This is a genomic window from Oribacterium sp. NK2B42, assembly GCF_000424445.1.
Lineage (GTDB): Bacteria > Bacillota > Clostridia > Lachnospirales > Lachnospiraceae > Oribacterium.
In genome coordinates this window covers 83,036-101,091 of sequence record NZ_AUJX01000007.1, presented here as the reverse complement: position 1 = coordinate 101,091, position 18,056 = coordinate 83,036, and the positions used below count along the sequence as shown (strand labels likewise).

Below are 18,056 nucleotides of genomic sequence, written 5' to 3'. Positions count from 1 at the left end.
GAGCCCATATCAATGATTGTATAGAGGTCATTGATATGGGTTCTTTGTTTTCATGGAAATTTCTCCGGGGACTGTTCTCATCGAAGAAAACCGTCCCCGGTGGATTTATGTAAGGCAGGATTATCCCCATACCTGTTTTGATTGAAAAACGTAGAATAAATGTAACATTTTGCAAGGAGCTTTTGGATTATAATGAATTCAGGGATTGGTGCACGAATCTGGCTTACCATAAACTTAGTGCCCGGTCATTTGAGCTTTGATAATGGCCTGTATCCCGAAAGTAAGGGGTTAGAGTTATGAATAAAATATGGAACAGGGTTCTGGCATCAGCGATGATGTGCGGGGTTATGACATTGAGCCCGGCAACACCGGCGTTGGCTGACAATGTGGTGACGGTTTCATCATTGCCCTCTTCTGCATCTCAATATACAACATCAAACAATCAGAATAAATCTTCTGTAACCACCGCTGTTGAGCCCGGGGATGAAGTTAACTTAAATAAGGCTGCAACACCGATCATTTCTGCGGCTGTTAATGTTCAGACCGCGAATACTGTCACAGCACAAAGCATATCGACAGTTTCAACATCTGAGTCCGGAAAGGTTACAATACCGGTTATCAATGCGGCTGACACGATTGAAGCGTCAAATGCAAAAAAAGCGGCTGCGAGTGAACAGAAAACGGCATCTGCTTCAACAGAAAAAATCGGAATTATAGATACCACTTTGGAAAATCTAAGTCTGAGTGCTCAGGCTATAGCAGCTACTGAAGAAGGCTTTTGCGTTATCCTGTCATCTTCACCGACGGGACTTTTAACAGACATGAAAAAGTGAAATTTTAAAGAAGCTCCGGGGATCACTATAGCAAGTGGTTTCCGGAGCTTTCGGTATTATCCGCGATTTTGATTGCGTGAGCCATGCGGTTTTAAGCGGTTCAGGAGAATCCGTAGGGATCCTTTCTGTGGCTGCCCGCTATTTTAATCGTGGATTTTGGTTATATATAATGTGTATCCTTCAGATACACTGTTTTCAAATGCGTCTGATGAGTCGGTTTCAGACAAATGATATTTTGAGCCGTACTCTTCGTCTGTCCAGATCAGGACGTCATCATTTTCTTCGGGTTCGCCGAAAAGATTTTTTAAAATCTGTGTCAGTTCCTCTTTTGATCGGGAAAGATCCTTTGTGTTTACGGTGATCCTTCTGAGGCCTTCATCATTAATATGAAGGAAAACCTCTGAAGGTGAATCAAAAGTAAGAAGGTAAAGGTTTCCGCTGTAGATATCTGTACCATCCTGAGCTTTCATTCCGGTTTCTGTCAGCTTTACTCCCAGCTCCTCCGATATCTTCATCACGGATACGGATTTCGGGTATGATTTCTTTACGAAAGAGCCGGAACCGATGTTGTTCTTATCTATAGATCTGATGGAAGTTGTAAAGGCTGTGCTGTTTTTTGAACAGGCATCTGAAAGTATATTTCCTATTATGGCGGCTGTGTCGGAAAGCTGTTCAGCATCCGGTACTTGAGGAGCGTTCTTTGTACTGCTGTCTTCCGGTAAATTACGGATCAGTAAAACCGATGGAATATCATTTACATGGTAAACAATATACTCTGTTTCTGTGGATCTTTTGAGTTCGGTCTTCTGCCCTGTCATTTTTCTGATGGAGCTTATCAAAGCTTCGGAAAGGGGCGTTGCTTTACCGTTAGCGGTGGCTGCTTCGAACCCCGGGTATTCGTCGGATTTCCTAAGGTCAATGCTTAATTCAAAAAGTATACGGTTCTTTTCGTCGGAAGAAAGGTTCGATAAATACTCTTCTGCCGCATTCTGCCCCTTATATAGGTCACGGGATATGAGAAAACGGATCTCTGCTGATGTGTCCATGGCAGACAGCCTTTTTGCTGCCGACTCAAGGATTGCTATTTTTGATGTGTCTAAAAAGACGGCATCGGCATCGGAAGAATCGAGATATGCGGAAATCAGAATGATGTCTGCATCATCAGAATCCGATGATGCGGCTTTTACAGCACTGAGCATTTGAACCCCGGTTTCGGAATTACTGCTTAAGCTTCCGTTTAAGATATCGGTGCGATATCCGGCTGCCGATAACCTTTCTGCCAATGCCTCCAATTGCCGTTCTTCGAGCTGCTCATCATAAGAGGCGGAAGAATCATTAATGAGGCCGGTGGCATTAACTGAAGTCTTTATAATCTTCAGATAATCGGATCCGTCAACTCTGACTCTCTGGTAAATAAGCCTGGGAGCCAGCAGCAGCACAGCCAGAAGGAAGGTTTTTATTCCGTGGATCAGAGCCTTTTTTTCTTTGTAGATAGCGCCATGGACAAACTGCATGGCGCTGTATACCATGACCAGAACTCCCGTAACATATACGAGGAGAAAAGGAATATCTACAGGGTCTTTTAACAAATTGGAAAGGTTCATGGTATCACTTGTGCATCTTCTTTAAGGTTTCAACCATTTCCACGTCATCCTCCAGAACCTTGAAGTTGGTAGTCACAGGGTCCTGTCCCGGTTTTGTGATGGTTAATTCTATAACCGAACCTACGGGAATGCTGTTTGAGAAGGTGTGCTGCATAAATGCCACTACCTTTGGGTGATTGCTCTGGAATTTCTTCATTATGCCTGCAATCTTCATCATTTCTGCGGGATTTATCATTTGTGTTACCTCCAAAATTTCAAAAATATAAATTTGCCACAACTTGTCAGCGTTTGCTCTTATCTTCTCTTTCCAGTGTAAACCAGAAATCCACTCCGGTTCTGGTGTTCTTTGCTCCGCACTTCTGGTGGTGGGCATCAACTATGGCCTTTACAATGCTTAGCCCCAGTCCGCTTCCGCCGTAGCTTCTGGTATGTGCTTTATCCACCTTGAAAAACTTCTCCCAGATTTTTGCCAGATCTTCTTCAGGAATGGGATTTCCTGTATTTGATACATGAATGGACAGAGTTCCGTCCCGTTCTTTTTCGGAGAAGATGCTTATGTTATTGGGCTCCTTCAGATGATGGAGTGCATTGTTCAGGTAGTTCGTTATGATCTGCTCCACCTTGAATTCGTCTGCCCACACCATGGTGCCGTCGGGAATGTCTACCTCTACATGGGCCGAAGCCTGCTTTATAAGAATCTCTGACTTGGTAATGACACCGTTTACAACCTTTGAGATATCAAAAAGTGCAAAGTCGGGAAGATCCTTACCCTGTTCGATCGAGCTGAGACTCATAAGCTCATGAACCAAAGTATTCATCCTTTTTGCTTCATCCACTATGACTCCGCAATAGTAGCTTCTGGTTTCGGGATCATCCGCCAGCCCTTCATTCAGCCCCTCCGCATAGCCCTGGATAAGAGCTATAGGGGTTTTAAGCTCGTGGGAGACATTGGCAACAAATTCTTGCTGACGCTCGGCATACTTTATCTTGTTTTCTACGTCGGACTGGAGTTCATTATTGGCGGTTTTCAGCTCCGCGATGGTTTTCTGAAGACTTTCGGAAAGGGTGTTCATAGAGTTTCCCAGAACGCCTATCTCATCCTGAGACGTACCTTCATACCTTGCGCTGTAATCCTGAGCGGAAATCTTTTCACTGAGCCGGGCCAGCTGATTTATGGGTTTGGTGATCTCGCGGCTCATGAAATAAACTATGACAGAGCCAAAGATCATGGCTATCATACCGATAAAAAGCAGGAAGCGGTTAAAAAATCCCACGGATTCCTTTAAACTTGAAACCGGCATGGACATGATGAAGCAGGTGGTATTATCGGAAAAATACCCCCAGCTTTCAAGGTAAGTGTTCTTTGACAGGTTATCAACATTTCTTTCGATTGAATAGTTGTCGAATTTTCTGACCACTTCAGCCGTAATGCCGGATCTGTTTCCGAGAATGTACTGATTAAGCTTCCGAAGCTGAAAATTAAGGTCTCCGAAGGTGGAGAATATCCGGTCGGTTTTTGTGTCCATGATGATAACATTGACATTGTTAGTCTCAGAAAGCTCTTTGAGATATTTAGTGGCGGTTGTTTCGGTTTCGGGATCTGAACTGTCGTAGTCTGAGGGGAAAAGCTTTGAGGCAATGTTGTCATCGTTATTGCTGCTCAGCATATTGTTCAGATTTTCATAGGCTGTCTCAAGGGTGGTGATCTTCTCTTTGGTATAAAGCCTTTCCAGAAGGAAGGTGTTGGTCAAAAGAATGGCAGCCAGTATAGCGGCGATAATGCAGATAAAAATGCAGGTGTACCGCCATTTTATGCTTTTTTTCAGGATAGAGTTTTTGTTCATCTAAATCTCCATTCCGGGTTTTTCTCAGAACCTAAGTCTTGTCATAAAGCATTTTCCGGATATTTCATAACGGATTATCGATGCTCCGGATGTGATAGTCTGTTTGAGAGAACTGATTTTACTCATTACGCCTCAAACTTGTAGCCCATGCCCCACACGGTTTTAATGTAGTCGCCCTTATCTCCCATCTTGGCACGGAGCTTCTTTACATGAGTATCGATGGTTCTGGCATCTCCGAAATAGTCGTAGTTCCATACGTTATTGAGGATTTTTTCTCTGGAAAGAGCTATGCCCTTGTTTTCTATGAAATAAACCAGGAGTTCATATTCTTTGAAGCTAAGCTCAATCTCCTTGCCGTCTATCTTTACGGAGTGGGCGGATTTGTCAATGATTATGCCGCCTATATCTATCACATCGTCCTGATTCATGCCGGATCTTCGCAGTATTGCTTCGACTCTGGCCACAAGTATCTTTGGCGAGAAGGGTTTCGAGATGTATTCATCCGCACCGTATTCAAAGCCTTTAAGCTCATCCGACTCTTCAGAACGGGCCGTAAGCATTATCACAGGAACCTTGCTGTGTTCTCTCACTGTTTTAAGTACATCCCAGCCGTTCATTTTCGGCATCATAACGTCAAGAATGATAAGTGCTATATCCTTTATGGAGAAAAATTTATCGATGGCTTCCTCCCCATCAGCGGCTTCGATTACTTCAAAATCCTTTATTTTGAGAAAGTCCGAAAGCAGCTTTCTCATTCTGTCTTCATCATCTACAACAAGTATTTTTAAACGATCCATAGCTAATCCTCCCAAAAATCAGTTTTTCCTTTATATCTATCATGCTGATGTCCATCTGATGTGTTAGACCTAAAATCAGGTTTATCAGGTTTTGTGATTAAAAAATGTCAGAAACCTGATTTAAGGTACAGAACACATAATGTTGTAACGTACTTAAGTTTATTTCATTGCTTCCAGCAGAAATCTGCTTGGACTGCAGTTTTTACTATATCTTTGATCTGTGAAATAAATGTGAAGCTCTTTTCTCGCTCTGGTGATGGCTACATAAAAACCGCGGCGCTCCTCCTCGATATCTTCTTTTGAAACTGCCTTTCGGTAGGGGACAATGGTCTCATTTATATCCACCAGATGAACGACGTCAAACTCCAGTCCTTTGCTGCCGTGGAAGGTCATGAGATGGATGCCCTTGTCGGATCCGTCCTGCTTTTTCGCAAGCTCTTCCCCATAATTCTCAACGAAATCAAGCCATTCTTTTTTGTCGGAAATGTGCCGGGAGGAAGTTTCTATCTCATCCATTATAGCACTTACGTTTTCGGGGTTAATATGATTCTCTCTTGCATTATCCTCTATAAACCGGTCATAATCGATTTTTTTCCGGATATAGATAATGGCCGCTACCGTAGGGAGTCTCCTTATAGCCGTAAGATCTCTCATGAGCAGGTCAATCTTATAGAGCATTTCGGAGGATGAAGAGTAATACCGCTTCAGCTTGTCAAAGCTCATGTCCCGGTGGTCAAGGGCCTTTCTCGAGATATAGCGGAGCGGCTTATTCATTATCCTGAGAAAATCTGCCCGGGAGCCCATATTCAGGGACAGTTTTATATAGGAGATAATGTCCAGGGCGGTGCTGCTGTCGTAGATATTTTTAACCTTGTTTTTTAATGTATAGGGAATCTGAAGCTTGGAAAGCTCGGTCAATAGCGGATGCACCAGAAGCTCTGTTCTGAAGAGAACTGCAATTTCTTCAGGCGGAACTCCGGTTCCAAGCTCCTTTTTAATATTTTCAAGTACCTGCAGGTATTCGTTAAGAGGGTCCTTTGTCCTGTAGCATAATGTTACTCCTCCGGATCCGTTCACCGCCCGGATATCTTTTGAAAAGCGTTGTTTATTGTGGATGATGACTTTCTTCGCAAAATTTACGATCTCCTGTCTTGAACGGTAATTGTTTGAGAGAAAGATCTGTTTTGCGTCGGGATAATCCTTACCGAAGCCCAGCATGATGGAGGGCTCGGCGCCTCTGAAGCGGTAGATGGACTGGTCGTCGTCCCCCACTATGAAAAGGTTGTTTTCGGGAGCTGCCAGCATTTTAACTATCTCATATTGTACGGGGCTGATGTCCTGAAACTCGTCAACGAGAATGAAGCGGTATTTTTTCTGCCATTTTCTGAGTTCCCCGGGTTCCCTCAGAAACAGTTCGTGGCATAAAAGCAGCATATCATCAAAATCTACCAGCCGCTGTGTCCGGAGCTCCTGTCGGTACTGCTCTATGATGCGGAGGAATTTGTCCGTATCAATGAGTTTTGAGGTGAAGCCTGAGGTATTCTTCCCCAGGGATTTGAATTTGGAGATTTCGGACAGAAGCAGTCTGAAAAAATCCATGTCATAGGAGCTGTCAATGTGCTCCTGCATGGTGAGTTCACGAAGGATCATTACCTTTGTTCTGTCGCTTATTATGTTTTTGAAGGACAGGTTGTACCTGAGCCGCAGAATAAAGAAAAATACCGAATGGAAGGTTCCGAAGGTAATCCGGTGTCCTTCGCGGCCCTTCTCTTTTGCCAGTTTATTGAATCTCGTTTCCATTTCTTGAGCGGCATCCTTTGTGAAGGTGATCACCAGAATGTCTTCTGAGGGAATGTCTAAGGATAAGAGGTTCAGGAGTCTTTGGGTGATGACTGTGGTTTTTCCGGAGCCGGGACCCGCAAGCACCATGGCGGGCCCGTTTATGTGATTGATTGCCTGAATTTGTTCATTAGAAAAGCTCATGGCACATAGTGTACCATGAGCTTCGGAAATCTCCTATGGTCTGAATTTCGACCATACGGGTTAGCCCCGGTTTATCGAAGGTCTGTACCGTATAGGATTTTTGCGAGTTCAGAATCTTTATCGAGGATTATGGTTTTATCGCCGCGACCTTTGAGGGAAGTCTTGAGGGCGTCGAGGGAGCGGATGTAGTTGTAGAATTCCGCCTTCTCAGTGGTGTTGTAGGCTTCGGCGAGGGTTTTCATGTACTCTGCTTCACCCTCTGCTTCGATGATGGCAGCCTGCTTCTTTGCCTCTGCTTCCATGATGGTTACCTGACGGTTGGTGTCGTTTCGGATCTTCTGGGCCTGGCTGTCACCCTGTGCTTTGTAGGAGGCAGCGATATTCTGGCGCTCGGAGATCATTCGCTCGTAAACGGCTTCCTTGTTGTCATCGGGGAGGTCGAGTGCCTTTATCTTAGCCTCGGTGATGGTAATGCCGTAGCCGCCGATGTCGGAATTGGAATCCTCTGTTATTAGCTTCGTAAGCTGCTCGCCTCTTGCAGCAATGACTTCGTCCTGAGACATTGAGGAAATTGTGTTCTTTGTGGCATTGTAAACTGCTACACCGACACGATCCTCTGCTGCTCTGGTGGAGGCATTGAGAGTCTGGGTGAACTTTACGGGATCTGTGACCTTCCATAAGATGAAGTCATCCGCAATCATGGACTTTTTGTCCTTTGTGATGACATCTGAAGGCTGGATATCGTAAATCTGAAGGTCCTTCGGGATGTAACGGACGCTCTCCAGGAAAGGAAGCTTGGTGTAAAGACCGGCTTCGGTGCTTACCTTTGTGATCTTTCCGAGATGAGTTACAACACCGTATTCATTGGGATTTACAGTATAAAAGGCTGTGCCGGACAGGAATAAAAAGCAAAGCAGTATGACCACAAGGACAGCTCTTATTATGTTAAAGGTTTTCTTCATGAGTTGCTCTCCTCTCCGGTCAGGTTTTCTTCTGCTGAAGCTGCATTTGTATCTGTATCCGCAGCTGCAGTTGTGCTTTCAGAATTGTTTACGACATTAGTACGGTTTTCTGATGTGAAGCTTTCGAGAGGAAGCATGGTCTGGGTGCCGCCGTCATCGATGATGACCTTAAGACCCGGAAGAACATCCTCCATTGTCTCATAGAATAAACGCTGCTTGGTGATGAGGGGATTAAGCTTGTACTGATCGTACATGGCATTAAATCTGGCAACCTGTCCCTGAGCCTCTGCTATTCTGGCTTCCTTCTTTGCCTCTGCCTGTTTTTCGATCTTGTCGGCATTGGCCTCAGCTGCGGGAAGCTGTTCTGACTTATACTTATTTGCATTGTTAATGGAAGTCTCTGATCCCTGCTTTGCGTTTTCAACGGCCTTGAAGGCAGACATAACCTGCTGGTTTGGCGGTTCCACGTCCTGGATGGAGACATTAACAACCTCTAGACCGATGTTTGATTTTGAAAGGGCGCTTACCAGAGAATCCCGGACATCAGACTGTACTTTGTTCTTGCTGGTAGTCATGACATCATCAACGTTATAGTTGGAAACAATGGTACGGATGGCTGCCTGGGCAAGGTTCTCAAGAATTGCTTTTGGATTGCTTGAGTTATAAAGGTAACTCACCGGATCCGACACACGATACTCGATATAGAAATCGGTGTTTACAAAGTTGAAATCCGAGGTGATCATGAGAGACTGCTCGGTAAGTGATTCGGCTCTTCCGTCTTCTCCGGTGTTTTCGTCGTACACCCTGTAACCAATCGGAATTCCGTAGGTGGTTGTGCGAACCAGATGAACCGTATCGATGAATGGAATTTTGAAATACATTCCTGCGGTCTTAACGTCCTGAACCTTACCGAATCTTGTAACAACTGCCTGTTCCTGCTCGGAAACCCTGTAAAGACCCGAGGAAACAAAGCTTATGGCCAGAAAAACTACGATAATCAGAGCCAGAACCTTAAAGATCTTTCCTGCCGTTTCCTTTGTCTTCTTTGGATCCGGCATATCGATATGCGGCATACCGGGACCATTTCCCGGACCGCTGTTATTGAAATTTTTCATTTACTACTCTCCTCATATTTTATAAAACCCGGAACCGTCCAGCCAGAGCCTGAGGGCATCCGTTTAGAAACGGGTGCCCTCAGGCTCTGGCTTCTCATCCTTGACTGTACAGGTTATCCTCTGTGTTCAATGTCGTCTGCGATCTGGTTGGACTTTCCGGCAGCCTCCAAAGTGATCGGAGTGCTGTTTTCATTCAGGCATGGGTCAACCGGACGCTGCGCTGCCTCCTTTGGGGTTCTGTCGATCTTTGTGTAATCACCGATTCCAACAGCCTCTGTAAGAGCACCAAGAGAAGAAACTGTTGCAGAAATATCGGTCGGAAGGAAAATCTTTGTTGCGCGACCGTCAGCCACAGTCTTAAGTGCTTCAAGACCGCGAAGCTTCAGAACTGTGTCATTTACATTGGCAGACTTAAGCATCTCAAGACCCTCTGCCTCAGCCTTGTAGACAAGCTTTACAGACTCAGCCTTACCCTGAGCGATGGCGATCTGGGCATCTCTTTCAGCTTCAGCCGCAAGAACCTTAGCCCTCTTGTCACCCTCTGCTCTCTTAACGATAGACTCCTGATGAGCCTCTGCCTGAAGGACAGTCTCACGTCTCTCACGCTCAGCTCTCATCTGCTTGGTCATAACCTCCTCAATCTCACGAGGTGGCTGAATGTTCTTAACCTCTACTCTGGTAACCTTGATACCCCATGGATCGGTAGCTGTATCAAGAGCCATCTGCATCTTGCTGTTGATGATGTCTCTGCCTGAAAGAGTCATATCAAGCTCCATCTCACCAACGATGGAACGAAGGTTTGTGGCGGTAAGATTAGCAAGACCACTCATGGCATTTTCGATACCATACTGATAAGCCTTCGGATCAAAAACTGTCATGTAAACAACAGAATCAATAGAAATGGTAACATTATCCTTTGTGATAACCGGTTGCGGATCAAAATCGCAAACCTGCTCCTTCAGAGAAATCTTACGGAAAACCCTGTCAATGATAGGCATCTTAAAATGAAGCCCCGCATGCCAGGTATCATGATATTTTCCGAGACGCTCAACATTAACAGCATACCCCTGCGGCACAACCTTGATGCAGCTACTCAAAATAAGAAAAAGAATAACTAAAAAAGGAAATAATAAAAAGAATCCCATACATACTCCAATCTGTCCTTTGAATTTTGGAAGGACGAAAAATTATACGAGACTATAATAGCATATAAGATAAAGATAAAATATTAACGATTATATACGAAAAAAGAAATTCGTGAGAAGCGGTACAGTCAGGAACAGATCTGTTTAGACACGCAGATTGCTTTCTATCGTTCTTTTGCGTGTCAAATTCCACAACTCATTTGACGATTAACACTATTTAAAACAGTTAAGCTGTGGCGAAAATAGAATATATTTTTTTGTAAATTAAGAGAAAAAGTGAAAGAAAATGCAAGGGATGGGTGGCTAGGCTTGCGAACTGAAAGAACATCTCGAGTAGTTTGTCCGAATGGGGCGCACGTAAGTGCGAACCAGGCGGACAAACTACTCGAGATGTTCTTTCAACTTCGTGGGCCGTCACACGTCCCTTGCATTTTCTTGACCCATTTCAAAAACTATCGGTAAAAAGCATTACCCCTCAAGCTTAGCGATTCCGGCTTCGAGTCTCCTGATAGACTCGTCCTTTCCGAGAACCTCCATGATTTCGGTAGCACCCGCAGGAGTCATCTGCTTACCTGAAAGAGCGATACGGATAGGCCACATAACAAAACCAGTTTTAAGCTCCTTCTCCTTGCCGTACTCCGAAAGAAGTGCGAAAAGCGCGTCATTGGAGTAATCCTCCTGAGCTTTAAGAAGAGGAAGCACATCCTTAAGAAGCTGAAGTGAGTTCTCAAGATTTGTCTTAGACTTCTTATTTACATAAAGATCATTTTCGTACTCAGGAACTTCCTCAAAGAAAGATATCATTTCAGGGATATCCGGGAAGATCTCGATACGGGTCTTAACCATGGTAGCGATATGCCTGAAGTCAAGAGGCTTCTTAATGGTTTCCTGAATGAAAGGAAGCGCTCTCTCATAGTACTTATCGAAATCCATAGCCTTGATATACTCGCCGTTCATCCAGCGAAGCTTGCCCATGTCGAAAACAGCCGGACTCTTGGAGATACGGGTGTAATCAAACTTACGGATGAGATCCTGAAGAGACATGATCTCCTCATTGTCATCCGGTGACCAGCCGAGAAGAGCTACAAAGTTAACAACTGCCTCTGCAACAAAGCCCTGGTCGATGAGGTCCTCAAAAGAAGAATGTCCTGAACGCTTTGAAAGCTTCTTGTGGTTTTCATCTGTAATGAGCGGACAGTGAACATACTTGGGAATCTTCCATCCGTATGCATCATAAAGACGGTTGTACTTAGGGCTTGAGCTCAGATACTCATTGCCGCGGACAACATGAGTGATACCCATGAGATGATCGTCGATAACATTGGCAAAATTGTAAGTAGGGAATCCGTCGGACTTGATAAGTACCATGTCATCAAGCTCAGAGTTGTCTACTGTGACATCTCCGTAAAGCTCGTCATGGAAAGAGGTTGTTCCCTCTGTTGGGTTATTCTGACGGATAACATAAGGCTTTCCTGCCTTGAGGTTCTCTTCAATCTCTTCCTTTGAAAGGCTGAGACAATGCTTATCATAGTGCATGATCTCTTCGCCGTTAACGGTTGTCTTCAGAGTCTCAAGACGCTCCTTTGTACAGAAGCAGTAGTAAGCCTTGCCCTCGTTTACGAGCTGCTTTGCGTAATCCATGTAGATGCCGGACTTAACACGGTCTGACTGAACATAAGGTCCGCAATTACCAGGCTTATCAGGTGACTCATCAGGAATGAGTCCTGTGTCGGCAAGGGTTCTGTTAATGAGGTCTACCGCACCTTCAACAAGACGCTCCTGGTCTGTATCTTCTATTCTGAGAAGGAAATCGCCGTCCTCGTGCTTTGAAATGAGGTAAGCATACAGTGCAGTTCTTAAATTACCAACATGCATTCTTCCGGTTGGTGACGGAGCGTATCGTGTTCTGATCTTCATTTTGTTCTCCTAAATGTAAAGAAGGGACTGTTGCCAGTCCCCGCTCTTAGATTTGAAATTTGATATTCACAGAGACTTAAGCCTTAAAAGACTATTCTCTATGTGCTGATGCATCGGGAATGATATTGACACGAAATTCCCGATGTTGATTTCCTGTGATTGTATCAATCTTTAAGATCCTGTGGTCTCATGGTGAGGTTGATTCTGCCCATCTTGTCGATTTCCTGTACCTTTACGGTAACCTCATCGCCGATGTTTACAACATCCTCAACCTTATCAACTCTTCCATCAGCAAGCTTTGAGATGTGAACCATACCGTCCTTGTTAGGGCTTAACTGTACGAATGCACCGAAGTTCATGATACGCACAACCTTACCTTCAAGGATCTGACCCGGCTCGATGTCATTAACGATGGACTCAACGATCTTCTTGGCCTTTTCAAGAGCTGCAAGGTCGATGCCGGAGATGGAAACCATACCGTTATCGTCGATGTCGATCTTGGCACCTGTCTCGTCAATAATCCCATTGATGGTCTTGCCCTGCTTACCGATAACATCACCTATCTTCTCGGGATCGATCTGGAGAGTGATTATCTTAGGTGCATACGGTGAAAGTTCCTTACGAGGCTCTGCGATGGCATCCTTCATAACGCCGTCCATGATGAAAAGACGCGCCTCATGTGCTCTCTTTATAGCTTCTGTAACGATATCCCTTGTAAGACCGTGGATCTTGATATCCATCTGGATAGCTGTGATACCTTCATGAGTACCTGTTACCTTGAAGTCCATGTCGCCGAAGAAATCCTCGAGACCCTGGATATCTGTAAGAACCAGATAATCATCATCTGTATCACCGGTTACAAGACCGCAGCTGATACCTGCTACAGGCTCCTTGATAGGAACGCCGGCTGCCATAAGTGAGAGGCAGGATGCGCAGGTTGAACCCATAGAGGTTGAACCGTTGGATTCCATAGTCTCTGAAACCGCACGGATAGCATACGGGAAATCTTCCACTGAAGGAAGAACAGGGAGGAGTGCTCTCTCAGCAAGAGCTCCGTGACCGATCTCACGACGTCCCGGACCGCGGCTTGCTTTAGCCTCACCTACTGAGTATCCGGGGAAGTTGTACTGGTGAATGTAACGCTTCTCTGTGATGTACTCATTAAGCTCCTCAACCTTCTGAACCTCTGAAAGAGGAGCAAGGGTTACGACATCAAGGATCTGAGTCTGTCCACGCTTGAACATGGCGGAACCGTGTACTCTTGGAATAAGGTCTACCTCAGCCTCAAGAGGTCTGATCTCGTCAATTCTACGTCCGTCAGGTCTCTTGTGATCCTTTAAGATCATCTTACGAACTGTCTTCTTCTCATACTGATAGATGGCATCAGGAAGGATGGCAAGAGCTTCCTCATCTTCTGCGAGGGCTTCTTCAAGCTTCTTTGTAACCTCTGCCATGTTGAGATCTCTCTGCTGTTTGTCATCTGTAAATACAGCTGTTTCCATCTCCTCTGGAGGAACGATGGACTTGATCTTCTCAAATACCTCTTCAGGTACTGCGGCACTAACGTATTCCATCTTCTTCTTTCCGCACTCTGCGATGATGGAATCGAAGAATCCGATGATCTGCTTGTTGACCTCGTCAGCCTTATAGATAGCCTCGATCATCTTGTCATCGGAAATGCAGTTTGCACCTGCTTCGATCATGATAACCTTGTCGCGGGTTGAAGCAACTGTAAGAGCAAGGTCTGAAACAGCCTTTTCTGCATTGGTAGGATTGATGATGAATTCACCGTTGATCATACCAACCTGTGTTGATGCACATGGACCGTCCCAAGGTACATCTGAAATAGCTGTTGCAAGGGATGAACCAAGCATTGCAAGAAGCTCAGGTGAGCAATCCTGGTCTACTGACATTACCAGGTTGTCAACGAGACAGTCATTTCTGAAATCCTTAGGGAAAAGAGGTCTCATAGGACGGTCGATAACACGTGATGTAAGGATAGCATTATCACCTGCACGGCCTTCTCTCTTCTTAAATCCACCGGGGAATTTACCAACCGCATACATCTTCTCCTCATACTCGATCTGAAGCGGGAAGAAGTCAATACCCTCACGGGGAGCGGCTGAAGCGGTACATGTTGAAAGAACGGTTGTATCGCCATAGTGCATAAGTGCTGCACCGTTTGCCTGGGCACAAACACGACCGATATCAACGGTGAGTGTTCTGCCGGCGAGTTCCATGGAATAACTCTTGTACATTTTTACCTCCATTATTTTGACAGGGAGGTCCAAAAACACTGATAAGGCTCTGCTTTAAAGACGTCCGGTATACATTCGGAACCGAACGGACCCTCGAAGGAAACAGGATACACGTTCTGTTTTAAAGATATTCATTACACCTCCGGCTTCGAAAGGATTTTCGAAGGAAGCAGGATCTATCAGTTCTGCTATAAAAAAATTGGTACACCTCCCGATAGGAAATGAAACCTGAAGGAAGCAGGCTTATGTGCTGCATCCGGCTTCATGCTGATGTTTGTCCTTTGAACCGGAACCTTGTCAGTGATCTCGGATAGCTCTCCTGTCAATGTTTGATTGTTGATCTGACCCGCTCATAAAAAAATCTGAATCCTTATATGGTACATCTGCGGATCATCATACAGATTTTATCAGATTCTTTAGTAACGGTCGACCGGTTTTTGAGTTATGACTCTGAAAAAAAGAAAAGAGCAGAGAATCATTTCTCCGCTCTCCTTCATCAAAATTACTTTCTGATACCGAGCTTCTCGATGAGTGATCTGTAACCCTCAAGGTCTGTCTTAGCAAGGTACTGAAGAAGTCCTCTTCTATGACCAACCATCATAAGAAGTCCTCTTCTTGAGTGGTGATCCTTAGGGTTCTTCTTAAGGTGCTCGGTAAGCTCATTGATCCTTGTTGTAAGGATAGCAACCTGAACTTCAGGTGAACCTGTGTCACCGGGTTTACGTCCGTACTGTGCAATAAGCTCAGCTTTCTTTTCCTTAGAAATCATTTTTATTCCTCCTAAAATAACTTTCACGATATCTCGTGATCAAACTTACGTTAACAGAGTTCCCGAAAGGAGTTCCGAAGAACCATGCCAACGCGCATACTCATGTACTTTAACAGAAGCTATGAGTCTTGTCAATTGATATCAGAAATATTGTCAAAAAATGCAGATGAGGCTGAATTATTATGACGCATTTTCTATAAATCCATGGGATAATGCATGGCTGCCTCCACATCCTTCTCCAACTGATGCTTCAAGACTTCAAGGGATGCAAATTTTTCCTGGTCTCGTATCCTGTCCATAAATTCCACCCGGATCTTCTGACCATAGATATCTTTATTAAAATTAATGATATGGGTTTCCACACTTACGGGATTGTCGTCCGCTACTGTGGGATTTGTACCTATATTGGTAACTCCACGGTAAAGTACCTGTCCCACCAGAACTCTTGAGATATAAACTCCGGCCTTCGGAAGGGTCTTTCCTGAGGTTGGGAGGATGTTCGCGGTAGGAAAACCAAGTACCGTTGAGCCTATATGTTTTCCGTGGATGACTGTACCGCTTAAAGCTACGTGCCTTCCGAGAAGATCTGCTGCCAGCTTAACATTACCCTTCTGGATCTCTTCACGGATAAAGGTACTGGATATCTCCCTTGAGTTACCGTTCTCATCAAGAACCTGACGTTTCTTGATGATGTGTGCGGTGTAACCGTATTTCTCCTGAAGAGCCATAAGCATTTCTGCATCGCCCTGAGCCTTGTGACCAAATCGGCAGTCGGTTCCTGCGACGATGTCCTTTGCGTTCATGCCCTCGATAAGTACATCTCTTAAAAAGAACTCCGCCGGAACCTTCATGGTGTCCCGGTTCACGGGATATGAAAATACATAATCGAAACCGAGATTTCTGAGTCTTGTGATATGCTCCTCGCTTGATGAGATGGAGGTTTTGCTGGTTCCGGAAAAAAGATTGTCCGGATTCTGTGAAAATGTAAGTACGGCTGTTTTATAATGCTTGCTTTTAGCAATGGAAAACATATTTTCAAAAATGAGCTGGTGCCCCTTATGGCTTCCGTCAAATTTTCCGAATGCAACAACTGCGGGCTCTGGAACAAAAATTGGCGGCTTTACTACGGAATAGAGTTCACCCTTTTGCTCCAGATCAGAAAGCTCGGATATTTTATGACTATCCGCCAAAGCGTATTTTCCGACTCTGGTCCGGAGCAATGCTGTCATGGCTGCACCGGTTCCCAGCTTCTCGCCGATATCCTTGCATAAGGTTCTTATGTAGGTGCCCTTGGAGCAGGTGACTTCCATTTTTATGTAAGGGAGTCGGAGCTCAAGTATCTTAATGTCATGTATGGTGATTCTGTTGGCCTTACGTTCAACGGTTTTTCCCTGACGGGCAAGATCATATAGTTTTTTGCCATTGACCTTTTTGGCACTGTACATGGGCGGTATCTGATCATAGGTTCCTATGAAGGAGGATATGACAGTCCTGACCTCCGTTTCGGTGACCTCCACAGGCTTCTCTTCCAGGACACTCCCTGTAATATCCTCTGTATCTGTATTTATACCAAGCTGCATTTCGGCTTCATAGACCTTTTCTGTGCCGGAGATGGTATCCACAAGCTTTGTGGCCGTACCGGCGCATACTACCAGAACTCCTTCCGCCAGAGGATCAAGAGTTCCTGTATGACCTATCTTCTTTTCATGAAGGATTGAACGTAGCTTTTTAGTGATATCAAAGCTGGTCCAGTTTTTTTCTTTGTTTACAACTATTATTCCATCCATTGGTTATCTTATCACTGGGCGCTGTTTGAAATAAATCCGGGCGCATCCAGCTGCTTAGAAAGCTCCTTTGTAATGTTGTTTATCACATCAAAATGTGATCCCTGAAGTGAGCATCCCGCTGCCATCTTATGACCGCCGCCGCCGAAATGGGAAGCCACCTTTGCTACATCCAGCATATTGTTGTTGCTTCTTAAGCTCACCTTATAGTTCTGGTTGGTCATCTCGTAAATGAAGACGGCACAGTCTACACCTCTGGTTTCGCGCATGGTACTTACAATGCCGTCAATGTCCTTTGAGGTGACATTATAAAATCGCATATCTTTGCAGGTAAGCCATCCGGCTATGCACCGCTTGTCCATGATCATAAGGCTTTCCGTAAGGACGCGACCCAAAACCTGCTGCTGTGCATAGGTCTTTGTGTAGTAGGTATCATCAATTATGGAGCCGAAATCTATTCCCTTTGACATAAGCTGTCCTGCCAGCTCCATGGTGTGTCTGGAGGTGCAGTTATACTTGAAAACTCCGGTGTCATGTACCATGCCAAGGTAGAGACAGGAAGCGGCTTCCTTAGTAACGTAGCTGTCATCCATGAGGTCGTAAATAACCTCGCAGGTGCTTGAAGCCTCAGGGATGATAGTGCACTTCTCGAATTTCTGGTTTCCGGGAATGTGGTGATCCACAACATAGATATTATCGGCGTGCTCGGCAAGCACCTTGAAGTCACCCACTCTGTCATAGCCGTTACAATCGCAAATGATGCATAAACGGTATTTACGGTCTGAAGGAACATGTATAATGTCGTCGAAACCGGGCATGAACCTGAATTTTTCATTAGCGGGCTGGAGGTAAACATTGACCTTTTTATCAGGGTAACGCTCCTGTATATAAAGCTTTGTGCCAAGGGTTGAACCCAGACAATCGCCATCCGGATTTGTGTGACCGAGGATGCAAATGCTTTCTGCTGCTTCTATCAGCTTTTCAAATTCGTTCATTGATTTTTCCTTTATAGTAATTGAGGCAGAAAATGCATGGATGCACCTCT

General features: G+C 44.9%; 14 protein-coding genes. 1 reads left to right on the top strand and 13 read right to left on the bottom strand.

Annotated features, from left to right (window positions below):
- Positions 1 to 296: 296 nt before the first annotated feature.
- A complete protein-coding gene (locus G625_RS0104175) occupies positions 297 to 833 on the top strand; it encodes a hypothetical protein (protein WP_029200099.1) in 537 nt (178 codons plus the stop codon).
- A gap of 143 nt (positions 834 to 976) precedes the next feature.
- On the opposite strand, the gene G625_RS0104170 is transcribed toward G625_RS0104175, so the two are convergent.
- From G625_RS0104170 to G625_RS0104110, 13 genes are all read right to left on the bottom strand, one after another.
- Positions 977 to 2,437, bottom strand: coding sequence for a hypothetical protein (locus G625_RS0104170; protein ID WP_029200098.1), 1,461 nt, complete (start codon positions 2,435 to 2,437; stop codon positions 977 to 979).
- Between the two features lie 4 nt (positions 2,438 to 2,441).
- Positions 2,442 to 2,672 carry a hypothetical protein gene (locus G625_RS0104165; protein WP_242826588.1) on the bottom strand — a complete coding sequence of 77 codons (231 nt, stop codon included), beginning with the start codon at positions 2,670 to 2,672 and terminating at the stop codon, positions 2,442 to 2,444.
- A gap of 46 nt (positions 2,673 to 2,718) precedes the next feature.
- The gene (locus tag G625_RS0104160; protein ID WP_156885025.1) at positions 2,719 to 4,281 is read right to left on the bottom strand and encodes a sensor histidine kinase; all 1,563 of its coding nucleotides are present in this window, start codon (positions 4,279 to 4,281) and stop codon (positions 2,719 to 2,721) included.
- Between the two features lie 125 nt (positions 4,282 to 4,406).
- Positions 4,407 to 5,078: a response regulator transcription factor gene (locus tag G625_RS0104155; RefSeq protein WP_029200095.1), complete on the bottom strand. Its 672-nt coding sequence runs from the start codon at positions 5,076 to 5,078 to the stop codon at positions 4,407 to 4,409.
- Between the two features lie 159 nt (positions 5,079 to 5,237).
- Positions 5,238 to 7,061 carry an ATP-dependent helicase gene (locus G625_RS0104150; RefSeq protein WP_029200094.1) on the bottom strand — a complete coding sequence of 608 codons (1,824 nt, stop codon included), beginning with the start codon at positions 7,059 to 7,061 and terminating at the stop codon, positions 5,238 to 5,240.
- Positions 7,062 to 7,132: 71 nt separating this feature from the next.
- The gene (gene hflC, locus G625_RS0104145; RefSeq protein ID WP_029200093.1) at positions 7,133 to 8,023 is read right to left on the bottom strand and encodes a protease modulator HflC; all 891 of its coding nucleotides are present in this window, start codon (positions 8,021 to 8,023) and stop codon (positions 7,133 to 7,135) included.
- Positions 8,020 to 9,138 (bottom strand): FtsH protease activity modulator HflK, encoded by a 1,119-nt coding sequence (gene hflK / locus G625_RS18320; protein ID WP_242826587.1) that lies wholly within the window; start codon positions 9,136 to 9,138, stop codon positions 8,020 to 8,022. Before hflK ends, hflC begins: the two co-directional genes overlap by 4 nt.
- Before the next feature lie 113 nt (positions 9,139 to 9,251).
- A complete protein-coding gene (locus tag G625_RS0104135; protein ID WP_029200092.1) occupies positions 9,252 to 10,283 on the bottom strand; it encodes an SPFH domain-containing protein in 1,032 nt (343 codons plus the stop codon).
- Positions 10,284 to 10,751: 468 nt separating this feature from the next.
- Positions 10,752 to 12,200, bottom strand: coding sequence for a glutamate--tRNA ligase (gene gltX, locus G625_RS0104130; protein WP_029200091.1), 1,449 nt, complete (start codon positions 12,198 to 12,200; stop codon positions 10,752 to 10,754).
- A 164-nt stretch (positions 12,201 to 12,364) separates the two neighbouring features.
- Positions 12,365 to 14,458, bottom strand: coding sequence for a polyribonucleotide nucleotidyltransferase (locus G625_RS0104125; RefSeq protein ID WP_084152749.1), 2,094 nt, complete (start codon positions 14,456 to 14,458; stop codon positions 12,365 to 12,367).
- A 502-nt stretch (positions 14,459 to 14,960) separates the two neighbouring features.
- A complete protein-coding gene (gene rpsO, locus G625_RS0104120; RefSeq protein WP_029200089.1) occupies positions 14,961 to 15,227 on the bottom strand; it encodes a 30S ribosomal protein S15 in 267 nt (88 codons plus the stop codon).
- 194 nt (positions 15,228 to 15,421) lie between these two features.
- Complete coding sequence (gene truB / locus G625_RS21820) at positions 15,422 to 17,014, bottom strand: tRNA pseudouridine(55) synthase TruB (RefSeq protein ID WP_029200088.1); 1,593 nt, start codon at positions 17,012 to 17,014, stop codon at positions 15,422 to 15,424.
- Between the two features lie 11 nt (positions 17,015 to 17,025).
- Positions 17,026 to 18,006 (bottom strand): DHH family phosphoesterase, encoded by a 981-nt coding sequence (locus tag G625_RS0104110; RefSeq protein WP_029200087.1) that lies wholly within the window; start codon positions 18,004 to 18,006, stop codon positions 17,026 to 17,028.
- Positions 18,007 to 18,056 lie beyond the last annotated feature (50 nt).

Coding starts and splice junctions, on each gene's coding strand:
- G625_RS0104175 (WP_029200099.1), top strand. CDS start 297: ATGAATAAAATATGGAACAGGGTTCTGGCATCAGCGATGATGTGCGGG.
- G625_RS0104170 (WP_029200098.1), bottom strand. CDS start 2,437: ATGAACCTTTCCAATTTGTTAAAAGACCCTGTAGATATTCCTTTTCTC.
- G625_RS0104165 (WP_242826588.1), bottom strand. CDS start 2,672: ATGATAAATCCCGCAGAAATGATGAAGATTGCAGGCATAATGAAGAAA.
- G625_RS0104160 (WP_156885025.1), bottom strand. CDS start 4,281: ATGAACAAAAACTCTATCCTGAAAAAAAGCATAAAATGGCGGTACACC.
- G625_RS0104155 (WP_029200095.1), bottom strand. CDS start 5,078: ATGGATCGTTTAAAAATACTTGTTGTAGATGATGAAGACAGAATGAGA.
- G625_RS0104150 (WP_029200094.1), bottom strand. CDS start 7,061: ATGAGCTTTTCTAATGAACAAATTCAGGCAATCAATCACATAAACGGG.
- hflC (WP_029200093.1), bottom strand. CDS start 8,023: ATGAAGAAAACCTTTAACATAATAAGAGCTGTCCTTGTGGTCATACTG.
- hflK (WP_242826587.1), bottom strand. CDS start 9,138: ATGAAAAATTTCAATAACAGCGGTCCGGGAAATGGTCCCGGTATGCCG.
- G625_RS0104135 (WP_029200092.1), bottom strand. CDS start 10,283: ATGGGATTCTTTTTATTATTTCCTTTTTTAGTTATTCTTTTTCTTATT.
- gltX (WP_029200091.1), bottom strand. CDS start 12,200: ATGAAGATCAGAACACGATACGCTCCGTCACCAACCGGAAGAATGCAT.
- G625_RS0104125 (WP_084152749.1), bottom strand. CDS start 14,458: ATGTACAAGAGTTATTCCATGGAACTCGCCGGCAGAACACTCACCGTT.
- rpsO (WP_029200089.1), bottom strand. CDS start 15,227: ATGATTTCTAAGGAAAAGAAAGCTGAGCTTATTGCACAGTACGGACGT.
- truB (WP_029200088.1), bottom strand. CDS start 17,014: ATGGATGGAATAATAGTTGTAAACAAAGAAAAAAACTGGACCAGCTTT.
- G625_RS0104110 (WP_029200087.1), bottom strand. CDS start 18,006: ATGAACGAATTTGAAAAGCTGATAGAAGCAGCAGAAAGCATTTGCATC.